15 protein-coding genes are annotated in these 12,421 nt (G+C 72.1%); 6 read left to right on the top strand and 9 right to left on the bottom strand.

The window, feature by feature from the left end; genetic code table 11:
• The first annotated feature begins 245 nt into the window (after nucleotides 1-245).
• Nucleotides 246-998, top strand: coding sequence for a glycosyltransferase family 2 protein (locus C464_RS10630; protein ID WP_049911069.1), 753 nt, complete (start codon nucleotides 246-248; stop codon nucleotides 996-998).
• Nucleotides 999-1,191: 193 nt separating this feature from the next.
• The gene (aglF, locus tag C464_RS10625; RefSeq protein ID WP_006113697.1) at nucleotides 1,192-1,944 is read left to right on the top strand and encodes a UTP--glucose-1-phosphate uridylyltransferase AglF; all 753 of its coding nucleotides are present in this window, start codon (nucleotides 1,192-1,194) and stop codon (nucleotides 1,942-1,944) included.
• Nucleotides 1,945-1,976: 32 nt separating this feature from the next.
• Here aglF and C464_RS10620 read toward each other — a convergent pair whose 3' ends face one another.
• Nucleotides 1,977-2,369, bottom strand: a complete 393-nt coding sequence (locus C464_RS10620) for a VOC family protein (RefSeq protein ID WP_006113696.1) — start codon at nucleotides 2,367-2,369, stop codon at nucleotides 1,977-1,979.
• 153 nt (nucleotides 2,370-2,522) lie between these two features.
• On the opposite strand from C464_RS10620, the gene C464_RS10615 reads away from it, so the two are divergent.
• The gene (locus C464_RS10615; RefSeq protein WP_006113695.1) at nucleotides 2,523-2,894 is read left to right on the top strand and encodes an SHOCT domain-containing protein; all 372 of its coding nucleotides are present in this window, start codon (nucleotides 2,523-2,525) and stop codon (nucleotides 2,892-2,894) included.
• A gap of 14 nt (nucleotides 2,895-2,908) precedes the next feature.
• On the opposite strand, the gene purQ is transcribed toward C464_RS10615, so the two are convergent.
• The gene (gene purQ, locus C464_RS10610) at nucleotides 2,909-3,586 is read right to left on the bottom strand and encodes a phosphoribosylformylglycinamidine synthase I (RefSeq protein ID WP_006113694.1); all 678 of its coding nucleotides are present in this window, start codon (nucleotides 3,584-3,586) and stop codon (nucleotides 2,909-2,911) included.
• A gap of 88 nt (nucleotides 3,587-3,674) precedes the next feature.
• A complete protein-coding gene (gene purS / locus C464_RS10605) occupies nucleotides 3,675-3,926 on the bottom strand; it encodes a phosphoribosylformylglycinamidine synthase subunit PurS (protein ID WP_004595793.1) in 252 nt (83 codons plus the stop codon).
• Between the two features lie 180 nt (nucleotides 3,927-4,106).
• Between purS and C464_RS10600 the strand changes: the two genes are divergently transcribed.
• Nucleotides 4,107-5,087: a formyltetrahydrofolate deformylase gene (locus C464_RS10600; RefSeq protein WP_006113693.1), complete on the top strand. Its 981-nt coding sequence runs from the start codon at nucleotides 4,107-4,109 to the stop codon at nucleotides 5,085-5,087.
• Nucleotides 5,088-5,155: 68 nt separating this feature from the next.
• Nucleotides 5,156-5,344, top strand: a complete 189-nt coding sequence (locus C464_RS10595; protein ID WP_006113692.1) for a hypothetical protein — start codon at nucleotides 5,156-5,158, stop codon at nucleotides 5,342-5,344.
• 58 nt (nucleotides 5,345-5,402) lie between these two features.
• Here the strand turns inward: C464_RS10595 and C464_RS10590 are convergent, their stop codons facing one another.
• From C464_RS10590 to C464_RS10575, 4 genes are read right to left on the bottom strand one after another with little or no spacing between them, the layout of a single operon-like run.
• Nucleotides 5,403-6,176 carry a class I SAM-dependent methyltransferase gene (locus tag C464_RS10590; RefSeq protein ID WP_006113691.1) on the bottom strand — a complete coding sequence of 258 codons (774 nt, stop codon included), beginning with the start codon at nucleotides 6,174-6,176 and terminating at the stop codon, nucleotides 5,403-5,405.
• Nucleotides 6,173-7,384, bottom strand: a complete 1,212-nt coding sequence (locus C464_RS10585; RefSeq protein ID WP_006113690.1) for a glycosyltransferase family 4 protein — start codon at nucleotides 7,382-7,384, stop codon at nucleotides 6,173-6,175. The genes C464_RS10590 and C464_RS10585 overlap by 4 nt, the downstream gene beginning before the upstream one ends.
• A 7-nt stretch (nucleotides 7,385-7,391) precedes the next feature.
• Nucleotides 7,392-7,763 (bottom strand): 6-pyruvoyl trahydropterin synthase family protein, encoded by a 372-nt coding sequence (locus tag C464_RS10580; protein ID WP_006113689.1) that lies wholly within the window; start codon nucleotides 7,761-7,763, stop codon nucleotides 7,392-7,394.
• The gene (locus tag C464_RS10575) at nucleotides 7,751-8,809 is read right to left on the bottom strand and encodes a zinc-dependent alcohol dehydrogenase (RefSeq protein ID WP_006113688.1); all 1,059 of its coding nucleotides are present in this window, start codon (nucleotides 8,807-8,809) and stop codon (nucleotides 7,751-7,753) included. Before C464_RS10575 ends, C464_RS10580 begins: the two co-directional genes overlap by 13 nt.
• Before the next feature lie 166 nt (nucleotides 8,810-8,975).
• Between C464_RS10575 and C464_RS10570 the strand changes: the two genes are divergently transcribed.
• Entirely contained in the window at nucleotides 8,976-9,356 is a 381-nt protein-coding gene (locus C464_RS10570; protein ID WP_006113687.1) for a hypothetical protein, read from the top strand.
• A gap of 107 nt (nucleotides 9,357-9,463) precedes the next feature.
• Here C464_RS10570 and C464_RS10565 read toward each other — a convergent pair whose 3' ends face one another.
• Both C464_RS10565 and C464_RS10560 read right to left on the bottom strand, forming a co-directional pair.
• Complete coding sequence (locus C464_RS10565; RefSeq protein ID WP_006113686.1) at nucleotides 9,464-10,252, bottom strand: CDP-alcohol phosphatidyltransferase family protein; 789 nt, start codon at nucleotides 10,250-10,252, stop codon at nucleotides 9,464-9,466.
• A 1-nt stretch (nucleotide 10,253) separates the two neighbouring features.
• A partial coding sequence (locus C464_RS10560; RefSeq protein WP_006113685.1) for an ATP-dependent helicase occupies nucleotides 10,254-12,421 on the bottom strand: 2,168 nt, incomplete at its 5' end.

Raw genomic sequence — 12,421 nt, 5'->3', positions numbered from 1 at the left:
ATATCCGCGAGTAAGGCGACGTTACTGCCGCGAAACGCGACCGCGAGCGCCGGCGACGCGTCGAACGCGAGCCGCACGACCGCACGACCTGCGGGACCGACCGCGCGAGTCGATCCGGTCGGCGTCGCGCCACTCCGACGCGGGTCGAGCGCCCCGGCTTGTTCGGGAGCGGAGGGACCGCGGGCCCCGTCGAAACGGGTGGTAAGTAATCTATAACGAAATTGAGAACTCACGTTCTGAGGCGTATGACCGATGTCAGTGTTATTATTCCCACGCTGAAACCTCGGGACGAGGTCGAGTGTATCGACTACTTGGAGTCCGGCTCGTTTTCCGACTACGAGGTCTGTCTCCAGAGCGAGCCCACGGCGACGTCAGCCCGAAACGCCGGTATCGAGCGCGCGGAGTCGGACAAGCTGGTGTTCCTCGACGACGACTCGCGACCGCGCGACGGGTATCTCTCTCGGATATCCGAGCTGCTCGAAGACGAGTCGGCCGTCGCGGGCAGGACGGTCCACCCCCGCGACGACATCTTCTCCGGGAGTCTCACCAACCACTACGATTGGGGCGACGAGCCGCGCTACGTCACGCGGTTCTGGGGCTGTAACATGGGAGTCAGACGAGAGGTGTTCGACGAGGTCGGCGGCTGGGACGAGGGGATACCGTGGGGCCACGAGGAGGTCGAACTCGCGGAACGGGTCCTCACCACCTCACCGATATACTACGACCCGGACCTGGTGGTCGATCACCCCTACGCGGACTCGGTGTCGGACTTCCTCACGAAGAAATACCAGCAGGAGGTCCAGCAGCCGTACCTGTGGACCAAGGAGGGACGGAGCGAGCGGGAGCAGTGGCTGACGATCCTCGGCGACGCGATCACGCCCACGAACTACATCGGGTTCCCGCTGCGAACGAGCCTGGTTTACGCCGCCGGGACGCTGGCCCGGATCGCCGGCCGCGTTCGGGGGATGCGCCGCCACCACGCGTCCCCGACCGACTAATGCGCACCGAGACGCCGACCCGCGGGAAACGAGGTCCGAAGCGACTCGTTCGTCGCGACGCGTGAGACCGCGGGGAGCCCTCGCCGCGTGTGCGTCGAGGCTCGACGGTATTCGGCTTTAACAGCGTCTTACTCCCGGCAGCCGTTGAGTAAGGCTACTCATACTTTAGATCGTGTTCCGGCTAGGGGGCTGTATGAAAGCAGTCATACTCGCGGCGGGCAAAGGAACGCGACTCAAACCGCTGACGGACGACCGCCCGAAAGCCCTTGTCGAAGTGGCCGGCCAACCGCTGCTGGAGCACGTCTTCGAGCAGCTCATCGGGGTGGGAATCTCGGAGTTCGTCGTGGTGGTCGGCCACCGGAAAGGCCAGATCATCGACCGCTACGGCGACAGCTTCCGGGGCGTGCCGATCACGTACGCTCACCAGCGCGAGCAGCTCGGCCTCGCTCACGCGCTCTTACAGGCCAAGCCGTACGTCGACGAGGAGTTCGCACTGATGCTCGGCGACAACGTGTTCAGTGCCAACTTACAGGACGTCATCGATCGCCAACGTCGGGGCGACGTGGACGCGGCCTTCCTCGTCGAAGAAGTCCCGATCGAGGAGGCCTCCCGGTACGGGGTCTGTGAGACGACCGCGGACGGCGAGATCGTCGAGGTGGTCGAGAAGCCGGACGATCCGCCCTCGAACCTCGTGATGACGGGTTTTTACGCCTTCTCGCCGGCAATATTTCACGCCTGTCACCTCGTCCAACCCTCCGACCGCGGCGAGTACGAACTCCCGGACACCATCGACCTCCTGCTCGAGTCCGGCCGGACGATCGAGGCGGTCCCGATGGACGGCTGGCGGATCGACGTCGGCTATCCCGAGGACCGCGACCGCGCCGAACGCCGCCTCCGAGCCGACGACGAACAGCCGGTGACGGAGAGCGACCCGTCCGGCGACTGACGGCGGTCGCGGTTCAAACTGTCGCCGGCGGCTCACACCCGGGCCTTCAGCTCCACCCGATAGCCGAAGGGGTCGCGGACGTACACCGCGCCCGCCTCGCCGGTCGCGCCGAGCGGCGAGTCGAGCGTCTTCTCGACTTCGACGCCTGCGTCGGCCAGCTCCGCTTCGATCGCCTGGACCGACTCCTCGACGACGACCGCGACGTGGTCGTAGTTCGTTTTCGTCGGCCGCTCGAACTCGTCGGTCGGCCAGAGGTGGATCACCGCGGTCGCCGAGAGCCGCACGTCGAAGAAGGGCTTCTCCCCGGCCGCCCACAGCGCGTCCTCGATGCCGAACCCGAGCGCCTCGCCGTAGAACTCGCGGGCGTCGTCGGCACCGTCCTCGGGAATGCGGAGATTGACGTGGTCGATGTGGCGTGCCTTCACGGACGGGGATTCGACCGCCGGGCGCAAAAGTCGTTGGGCGGCGCGTCGCCAGCTCGCGTCCGAGCGGGGGCGGGGCGGCCTGCGACCGCGACGCGGTCCTGCGAACTGCGAACGCCCGCGGCGCACTTATGAGTAGACGTGTGAGACTCACGCATGTTCGTACTCGAACCCCTCGCGGCGACACCGCTCACGGGCGGGATGGCGGGGCCGGAGATGGCGGGCGGCATGGGCGGCGCGATGGGCCTCGTCCCATTCATCGCCGTTCTCGCCCTCGCGGCGCTGCTCGTCGGGGGCGTCGTCGGCATCTGGACGTTAGCCGGCGGCTCCGGAGAGAGACGGAGCTCGAAGGAACCGGCCGAGACCGCGGTCGAGCGCCTCCAGCGGCGGTACGCGGAGGGCGAACTCACGGAATCGGAGTTCGAGCGGGCGCTGGAGCGCGAACTAGGAAGCGACGGGGCGACCGAAACCGGCACGGGACCAGTCGGCGAGCCCGATCTGGCGAAGGAAGCGGAGCGGGCGCGGTAGGTTCGGGAATCCGGTCAGGCGAACGCTTCGAGTATCCCCGCCCCGTCCGTGCTCCGACCGAGGTCCGGGAGCGTGGCGCGTTCGGGATGGGGCATGAGCACGGCGACCGTCTCGCGCTCGCCGAGGACGCCCGCGACGTTGTCGGTGGACCCGTTCGGGTTCGCGGCGTCGGTGACGTTTCCCCGAGCGTCGCAGTACCGGAAGAGGACGCGGTCGTCGCCCACGAGGTCGGCGCGGGCGTCCTCGCCGATCTCGAAGCGCCCCTCGCCGTGCGCGATGGGGATCTCGATCACGTCTCCCTCGTCGTAGGCCGCGGTCCACGGCGTGTCGGCGCGCTCGACGCGCAGGTGGACCGGCTCGCACTGGAAGCGCGCGGAGGCGTTGGTGGTGAACGCGCCGGGCGTGAGCCCGGACTCCGAGCCGATCTGCGCGCCGTTACAGACCCCGATCACGGGGACGCCGGCCTCGGCCGCGTCGCGGACCTCGTTCAGGATCGGGTCGCGGGCGGCCATCGCGCCGGCGCGGAGGTAGTCGCCGTAGGAGAACCCGCCGGGGAGGACGATCCCCTCGGTGTCGGCCGGGAGGCCGTCCGCGTGCCAGACGCGCTCGGCGTCGACGCCGAGGTGGTCGAGCGCGCGGACCGCGTCGCGGTCACAGTTCGAGCCGCCGAACTGGACGACGGCGACCGTCACGCCGCCCACCCCGCGGGGGCGGCCGCGACCGACGCGTCTGGGCGGGGCGCGCCGGTGACGATCGGCGTCGTCTCGGGGACGGCGACCGTCATCGCTCCGCGACCGCCACGTCGTAGTCGTGGATCGTGGGGTTCGCGAGCAGCCGCTCGGCCATCTCGTCGGCGCGGTCGGCCGCCTCGTCGGCGTCGGCGGCGTCGAGGTCGACCTCGAACCGGTCGGCCGACCGGAGGTCCGACAGCTCGAACCCGAGCCGTTCGAGCGCCTGTTGGGTCGTCTCGGCCTCCGGGTCGAGGACGCCCCGCTTCAGCCGGACCGTCACCGTCGCCGTGTATGCGGTCATGCCTGTTGGTGCGGAGTCGTGTGTAAAAACCGTTTTGGAACGCCGTTTATACGCATATTCGTGGATATAGATCGGTCGTTCGTGCGGGAGGCAGGGACCGCACGGAACGAAAGGGGCAAACCCCTCCGGCTGTTGAAAGCGGTATATGCAGCCGTTCGAACCCGCGGAGGTGATCGTCGCATGACCCGCGAACTGACCGAGATCACGGTCGTCGGAGGAGACAAGACCGGACTCATCGCCCGGGTCACCTCTCTGCTGTTCGAGCGGGGGATCAACATCGAGGACCTCGACCAGGCCGTCCGCGAGGGCGTCTTCCGGATGACGACCCGCGTCGACGCCGCGGAGATGGAGACGTCTCGCGGCGAGCTGCGCCGCGCGCTCGCCGAGCTCGGCCGCGAGCTCGACGTCGACATCCAGGTCCGGTTCCCGAGCGACCGCGACGCGCGCCGCGTCGCGCTCCTCGTCACGAAGGAGACGCACGCGCCGGAGGCGCTCTTGGAGGCCGAGGCCAGCGGGGAGCTGGCCGACGACGGCGCGGAGGCGGAGATCCCCGTCGTCATCGGTAACCGCGGCGACCTCCGGTCGCTCGCGGAGCGCTACGACAAGCCGTTCTACGACGTGGGCGACGGCAAGGGCAACACCGACGAGGACCGCCTGCTCGACCTGCTGGCCGAGTACGAGATCGACCTGATCGCCTTGGCCCGCTACATGCGCATCCTCTCGCCCGAGGTCGTCTTCCGGTACGAGGGCCGGATCGTCAACGTCCACCCGTCTCTGCTCCCGGCGTTCCCGGGCGCGGAGGCGTACCGGCAGGCGAAGGACGCGGGCGTCCGGGTCGCGGGCGTCACCGCGCACTACGTCACGACGGACCTCGACCAGGGGCCAGTGATCGCCCAGCGCGCCTTCGACGTGCCGCCGGGGGCTGACGTGGACGAGATCAAGCGCCGCGGCCAGCCGCTGGAGGCCGAGGTGTTACTCGACGCGGTGCGGCTCCACCTCGCGGACGCGATCGCGGTCCACCGGGGCACCGTCCACGTGCGCGAGGATGTCGCCGTCGACGCCCGGCTTGGGCTCTCCCGAGCCGCCGTCGACGCGAACCCCGACGAGCCCGTCGACGGCGAGCCGCTCACCCGGTCCCGCCCGTCGCTCACGGACGACTGAGCGGGCGGCACCGCGCCGACCCGGACCGCCGGCTACTTTTAACCGACCACGGGCGCAACGTCTCGACGATGACCGAGCGCCGCGTCTGGGCCCGATTCCTCGCGGACACCTCCGGGCTCGTCCGCAGCGACGAGCGGATGATCCTGTTGTTCCTGCTGCTGTTATCGATCGCGGCGCTGGCGGTCTTCCTCCACTACACGACGCTCGTGCTGGGGGGCCTTCCGGAGCCGCTTCCGACCGAACCGATCGGCCCGTAGTCCGCCGCTCGGCCGGCGCGATCGCGGCGGCCCCGACCCGCGCCGTCGACCGCCGCCCTCACCCGAGGCGGACCAGCAGGTCCCGATTCGCGGCCTCGTAGCGGAGCCGCCCGTCGCCGAGCGCCTCCCGTCGCCGCTCCGCCCAGCCGCTCGCGTCGAGTCCGGTCTCGCCGACCGCGTCCGCGACCGTGTCGAGGAGGTGCGAGAGGACCGTCCGCTCCCCGGACTCGTACGGCGGTTCGATCACCCACGGCGACGGTCCCTCGGCGATCACCGTCGCCTCGCGGGCCACGGCCGCCGCGCCGTCGGGGCCCCCGGCCCTGAACTCCCGCATGTGCCGGTGGTAGCGGTCGAGGACGGCCTCGTCGTCAGGATCGGCGGGCGCGAAGCGCGTCTCGCCGTCGTAGGTGATCGGTGCGTACGCGACCGGGGCGACGTCCGCGAGGGCGTCGACCGCCGGTGCCGCGTCGACCACGTCGAAGAACGCGCACCCCACGACCGCGTCGAACCGCTCGCCCGCGGCGGCCGCCTCCGCAGCGAAGTCGAAGGCGTCTGCGACGCGGTACTCGACGGTGACGTCCCCGCAGGCGTCGCCGATCCGCGCCTCGCCCGCCGCGAGCGCCGCCTCGTGAGCGTCGACGGCGACCCAGCGACCGCCGTCGAGTACGCCCCAGTCGACGAGGCGTTCGACCATCGTCGCCGTGCCGGCACCGACTTCGAGGACCGTCGGTTCCGGCGGGAGTTCGGCGGCGAACCGGTCGAGCACCTCGCGGTCGAGCGAGCGGTCGTCGAGCGCGCGCTTCGCGTCGAGGTACGCCGCGTGGTCGGTCACGCCCGCTCACCCCGTCGGCCCCCGCCGCGGCGGCGGTCGCTCCCGTCGCCCCCGCGGCGCTCGTTCCCGTCGCCGCCGCGACACCCACCGTCCCCGCTCCGGGCGTGCTCCGCCGCGAGGAAGTCGATCGCGCGGTCGAGCGTCTCGGGCCACCCCGGTCGCGCCTCGTAGTCGCGCCGCGCGGCGACGCCCATCCGTGCCAGCCGGTCTCGGTCGTCGAGGTCCCGGAGCGCCGCGGCGACGGCGCGCGAGTCGCCCGGGGGCGCGAGGACCCCCGACTCACCGTCGCGGACGAACTCCCCCGCGCCGCCGGCGGTCGTCGCCAGCGGGACGCAGCCGAACCCCATCGCCTCCAGGTACACCATGCCGAACGGCTCGTAGCGCGACGGGACCGCCAGCACGTGGGTCTCTCGGAGCCGCGTCGCGACCGCGTCGTCGTCGAGTCGACCGACGAATCGGACTCGGTCGCCGACCCCGGCCGCCGCGACCGCGTCTGCGACGCGCTCGACGTGGTCGGGCGCGATCGTCCGGTCGCCGACGACCGTCAGCCGCCAGTCGCTCTCGCTTCTGTCGAGCCGCGCGAGGGCGTCGACGAGCACGTCGAGCCCCTTCCGCGGGACGACGTTCCCGAGGAACGTCACTTCGAGCGGGCCGTCCCGCGCTCGCGCTTCGATCTCGGAGGCGGAGACGAGCGGATCGAATCGGTCGCCGGCCGGCGGCGCGACCGCGCTCCGCCGCGGGCCGCCCAGCCCGGCCGCGTCCCGGCGGGTCTCCTCGGCGTTGTACACCGCGGCGTCGACGCTCCGGAGGAACCGTCGCTCGACCGCCGCGGCCAAGCGACGCGAGAGCCCCGAGCGGGCGCGCTCGACGGTGCCCGACGCGTCCGGGCTCTCCCCCGTCGCCGCCCGCGCACGCCACGCGATCATGTGGACGAGCGCGACGACCGGCGCGTCGATCCGCCGGTTCGCGAGCAGCACGGACGGGTGCGCCAGCCCGTCTTCGACGACCACGTCGAACCCCGACAGCCGCTCCGCGAGCCGTCGGGCGCGGAGGTTCGGGGCGAGCCGGCGGCGGTACGACCCCCGCGGGAGCGAGGCGACCTCGACCGCGTGCCCGCGCTCGCGGAGGCGGTCGCGGAGCCGGCGGTCGTAGTAGAAGCCGCCGGACTCGGACTCGATGTCGCCGGCGAGGACGAGGGCGACGCGCACGGGACGGTCACCGCAGTTCGCCGGTGTAGGAGACGCGCGCGACCTCGTCCTCCCGAACGCTCACCGTCAGTTCCGTCGCGGACGGGGCGTCGACGGTCGCGAGCGCGTCGAACAGCGCCCGGGCGAGGCGCTCGGCGCTCGGATTGCCCTCCAAGTGGTCGTTGAGCGTCTCGTCGCGGTAGCGGTCCGCCGCGTCGTCGAGGGCGTCGAGCGCGAGGTCGATGTCGAGCAGGTAGCCGTACTCGCCGAGTTCGGGGCCGCGGAACGTCGCCTCCGCGGTGAAGACGTGCGAGTGGAGCTCCGCCTCGTCGGCCGGCGGGTTCGGGACGGTGAGGTAGTGCTGTGCGACGAACGACTCGGTGACGGTCAGTTCGTACATGGATAGGTGAAGAGCAGCTGGAGGGTCGGTTCGGTCTCGTCGGCGAGCCGGCGGTACGCGCTCGTCGCCTGACCGACCGGGACGCGGTCCGTGACGAGCCGGTCCGTCACGTCGAGGTCGTCGTCGAGCCGGCGCAGTTCGCGCCACGCGGTCTCGCGGCGGCGCTCGTGGTCCCAGCGCCCGCGGAGCTCCGGGGCGATGGTGGACACCTGACTGCTGCGGACGGTGACCCGTCCGCGGTGGAAGTGGTCGCCGAAGCCGAGGTCGGCGCGCTTGGTCCCGTACCACGACCCGACGAGGACTCGCCCGTCGAACCGCGTCGTCTCGACGGCGGTCTCGAGCGTCTCGGGGTGGCCAGACACCTCGACCGCGAGGTCCACGCCGCCGGTGTGCTCGCGCACGGCGTCGACGACGCCCGCCCGGCCGTCGTACCGGCTCGGATCGACGACGGCGTCGGCTCCGAACTCGGCCGCGAGCGACCGGCGTCGCTCCCTCGGTTCCACCGCGACGACCGTCTCCGCGCCGCTCCGCGCGAGCAGCGCGGTGGTGAGCAGCCCCACCACGCCCTCGCCGAACACCGCGACGCGCTCGCCGAGCCGCGGGGCGGCGTCGAGCGTCAGCGTGACCGCGGTCTCGGCGTTCGCGAACAGCGTCGCGGCCTCCGGGTCGACCCCGTCGGGAACCGGTCGGAGGGCGTCCGGGGCGACGGCGAACCGGCTCTCGTGGGGGTTGAACGCGAAGACGGTCCGGCCGCGCCACGCCGGGTCGACCGCGTCGCCGACCGCGGTCACTCGGCCGACGACCGCGTAGCCGTACCGGAGCGGGTACGAGAGGTCCCCGTCGAGCGCGGCCAGTTCCTCGTCGGCGACCGTCTCGGGGTCGAGTTCGCCGCGGTACGCCAGCAGCTCCGACCCCGCGCTCACGGCCGAGACGGACGCGTCGACGACCACCTCGTCGGGGGCGGGGACGGGATCCTCCGTCGAGACGACCTCGACGCGCTCCGGGCCGACGAACTCGACCGCCCGTCCGGCGTCGCGGTCGCTCACGCGAACTCACCCGTCCGCGGTCGACGACTGAGACGGTGTGGCATTGGCGACTACACGGACCGATCCGTCATAAACCCACGGCGGCGACGGCCGGCGTCCTCCCGTCGGCCGTCGATTCGGGGCCGGGAGTAGACATAAGCCGACCGAGTCCGTGGGTCGGACATTCATGGCACGCACCGACGCCGGCGTCGACGTCGAATCGCTGACCCCCCTCCACTGGATCGGGATCCTCGCCGCGACCGTGTCCGGAATCGTCCACGTCGTTCTCGGCTTTCTGGTCGGGGGGGCGTTGGGAGCCTCGTTCTTCTTCGCGACCCTGGGATTCGGCGCGGGCGTGACGGCGATCGTCTCGGGGTACCGCCGCCGGCTCGTGTACGCGCTCGGAATCCCGTTCACCGCCGGGCAGATCGTCCTGTGGTACCTCATCAACTTCGTCTTCGGTACCTACTCGTTCCCGGCCGACATCGGCGTGTACGGCGCCGTCGACAAGGTCGCGCAGGTCGCGTTGATCGCCGTCCTCGCGGTCCTGTTGTACCGAGAGTCCTGAGGTCCTCCGCGCGCTGACGGCGGAGATTCTCGGTGACTCGCCGCTCGCTGTCGGTGCCGTCGTCGCTCGCCCGGCGTCCGTCGCCGTCCCCCGCGTCACAGGTGCGGTCAGTCGCGGCTCCGGCCGGCAGCGAGCGGCGGGTCGTCGCGGCCGAGCCGCCCCGTCGCGGCCGCCCAGTCGCGGGCGAAGCTCGCCAGCAGCGCCGCGAGCGCGGTCGCCGCGACCGCGGTGAGCGGTGGCGAACCGCCCGGGCCGCCCGGCACGAGCGCGACCGCGACGACGAGGAACTGCGCGGTGCCGACGAACGGGCGGAGCCGGCTCGGCGGGAGTTCGTACACCGGCGCGCCGGTCCGCCGCCGTCGCCACAGCGACCCGGCGTAGGCGTACCAGACGCCGCCGGCGAGGAGGTACCACGCCGGGAGCGCCCCGAGCGCGACGGCGACCGCGGCCCCGACGAGGACGGCCAGCGCGTCCGTCGCGCCGTCGAGGCGAGCGCCGAGGACCGTCTCCCGGGTCCGGCGGGCGACCGCCCCGTCGACCGCGTCGAGGCCGACCGCGCCCGCGAACAGCGCGACGGGGACCCACGGGTGCGGCGGGGCGGCCGCCAGCGCGCCGGCGAGGACCGACGCGAGCCAGCCGCGGAACAGCGTGATCGCGTTCGCCGGGCCGAGCCGCGGCTGCGGAGCGCCGTCGCCGGGGCGATGGTTCGCCGGGAGGTTGATCCACGCGTACCCCGCCAGACACGCGCCGGGCGCGGCCGCGGCGAGGACCCACGCGGTCCCGAACGTGCGCCACAGCGCGGCGAGTCCGAGCGCGCCGAGGGCCGCGACGCCGACCAACCGGAGGCGGAGCCGGGAGCGCGGGGACGCCGCCGTCGACGACCCGGACCGCGCCATCTCAGTCGCCCTCCCGGTCCGCGGGCGACTCGGGGTCGCGGTCGCCGTCTCCGTCGCCCTCGGGCGGAGCGCTCCCGCCGCCGCGGCCGTCTTCGGCGCTCCGGGGCGCGTCGCCGATCTCCTCCATGACGCGGGCGTGGAACTCGCGGAGGACGGCCGACTCGTCGTCGGCGATGACCGTGTCGGAGTCGACGAGCGTCGCGAGGCCGAACGCGAGCGGGCTCGGGGAGTCGACGACGCGGTGTTCGACCGCGAGGTCGCCGCCCGCGATCCGTCCGACGACCTCGCGGATCCCCGCGACGTCGAGGCGGTCCTCCAACAGCTCGCGGTACGTCTCCTCCAACACGGCGAACTCCTCCAGATCGGCCGCGAACGACAGCAGCATCTCGGCGGAGACCTGCTGTTCGGCCGCCGACTTCTCGTAGCCCTTGTACCGCTTCAGGATGAGCAGCGCGCGCCCGGCGTTGATCCGGAAGTAGCGCTGGAGCAGGTCGGTCCCCTGGACGGCCTCGCGGAGGTCCTCTCGGACCGTCTGCGGGCCGAGGTCGGCGAGGATACCCGCCACGTCGACCTTGCGGTTCAGCGGGAGCGCGAGGCTGAAGCCGCGGTCCGCGACCGCGACCGCGACGTTGGCGTCCGTCCGGTCGGCGACCGCGGCGGCGACGAGCCGCGAGAGCCCGTCGTTGAACCGCCGGCCGTAGGTGGCGTGGACGTAGAAGCGGCGCTTGTACTCGCTCCGGTCGAGCTCCTCCTCGACGACGAGGCGGTCGGGCGTCGAGACGGCCTCGGGGCCGGCGTACCTGACCTGCTCGTCGTACATCCGGGCGAGCGCGCGGACGGCGTTCCCGTCTAAGGGGAACTCGCGGAGCCACGCGCGGACCGCGGCGGGGCCGGCGCTCGGATCGTCGCCGGCCAGCCGGTCGAGCAGCTCGGCCTGGAACGCCAACACCTCGCGGGCGAGGTCCGCGGAGAGCGGGAGGCGCTCGGCGAACCACGAGGGGACCGTGGGGCGCTCGCTCGTCCGGTCGGCGTACACCTTCGAGCCGCGGCGGTAGCGGAACGCGAACCGCTCGCCGCCGAGCGCGAACACGTCGCCCGACTCCAGCGTGTCGAGGTACGACTCGTCGAGGGTCCCGACCCACTCGTCGTTCCGCGTGAACACGTCGCAGGTGAACGAGTCGGGGATCGTCCCCACGTTCGTCATGTAGATGACCCGCGCGAGCCGCCCGCGCTTCCCGACGAGCGTCTCGCCGACCGGGAACTCCGAGTGGTGGTGCTCGCCGTCGGGCGGGTCGTTGTCGTCGCGCCACACCTTCGGGTAGACGTTCTTCTCCTCCAGACCGTCGTAGTCGCCGGTGAGGTACCTGAACAGCCGCTCGTACGCCTCGTCGTCGAAGCCGCGGTACGGGTGCGCGCGGCGCAACACCTCCCGGACCTCGCGGTCGGGGCGGATCCGGTTTATCGCCATCCCGTACACCTGCTGGGCGGCGACGTCGTACGCCCCCTCGGGCGGGAACACCCGATCGACGAACCCCTCCTCGGCGCGGGCGAGCAGCGTCGCGCACTCGATCAGCTCGTCGCGGTCGAGCGCGAACACCCGCCCCTCGACGGTCTCGCCCGGGCTGTGGCCCGCGCGGCCGACGCGCTGGAGCAGCGCCGCGACCGACTTCGGCGAGCCGACCTGGACCACCAGATCGAGGTGGGGCATGTCGATGCCGAGCTCGAGGCTCGTTGACGTGGTGACCACGTCGAGCGCGCCCGACTTCAGCCCCTCCTCGACGCGCGTTCGCTGCGCCTCGCCGAGGCTCCCGTGGTGGACGCCCGAGTCCGACTCGTCGTAGTCGAACCGCCGGCGGAGCTCCTGGAGCGTGCGCTCGGCCCCCGACCGGGAGTTGGTGAACACGAGCGTGTTCTCGTGGGCCTCGACGAGGTCGTGAAGCGACTCGTAGAACCGGTCGGTCACCGTCGACCGCGGGGTGTGGACGAGGTCGGCCGCGGGCGTCCGGAGTTCGAGGTCGAACTCGCGGGCGAACCGGGCGTCGACCACCTCGCAGGGGCGCGTCTCGAACCCCTCGAACTCGCCGACCGCGCCCGCGTCGCGCTCGCGTCCCACGAGGAACGAGGCGATCCCATCGAGCGGTTCGACGGTGGCCGAGCAGCCGATCCGGG

Source organism: Halorubrum coriense DSM 10284 (assembly GCF_000337035.1).
Taxonomy (GTDB): Archaea; Halobacteriota; Halobacteria; order Halobacteriales; family Haloferacaceae; genus Halorubrum; species Halorubrum coriense.
The sequence above is the reverse complement of the archived record's forward strand: the minus strand, read 5'-3'. Positions and strand labels throughout refer to the sequence as shown.

Coding starts and splice junctions, on each gene's coding strand:
- C464_RS10570 (WP_006113687.1), top strand. CDS start 8,976: ATGGCACGCACCGACGCCGGCGTCGACGTCGAATCGCTGACCCCCCTC.
- C464_RS10580 (WP_006113689.1), bottom strand. CDS start 7,763: ATGTACGAACTGACCGTCACCGAGTCGTTCGTCGCACAGCACTACCTC.
- C464_RS10595 (WP_006113692.1), top strand. CDS start 5,156: ATGACCGAGCGCCGCGTCTGGGCCCGATTCCTCGCGGACACCTCCGGG.
- C464_RS10630 (WP_049911069.1), top strand. CDS start 246: ATGACCGATGTCAGTGTTATTATTCCCACGCTGAAACCTCGGGACGAG.
- aglF (WP_006113697.1), top strand. CDS start 1,192: ATGAAAGCAGTCATACTCGCGGCGGGCAAAGGAACGCGACTCAAACCG.
- C464_RS10565 (WP_006113686.1), bottom strand. CDS start 10,252: ATGGCGCGGTCCGGGTCGTCGACGGCGGCGTCCCCGCGCTCCCGGCTC.
- purS (WP_004595793.1), bottom strand. CDS start 3,926: ATGACCGCATACACGGCGACGGTGACGGTCCGGCTGAAGCGGGGCGTC.
- C464_RS10615 (WP_006113695.1), top strand. CDS start 2,523: ATGTTCGTACTCGAACCCCTCGCGGCGACACCGCTCACGGGCGGGATG.
- C464_RS10600 (WP_006113693.1), top strand. CDS start 4,107: ATGACCCGCGAACTGACCGAGATCACGGTCGTCGGAGGAGACAAGACC.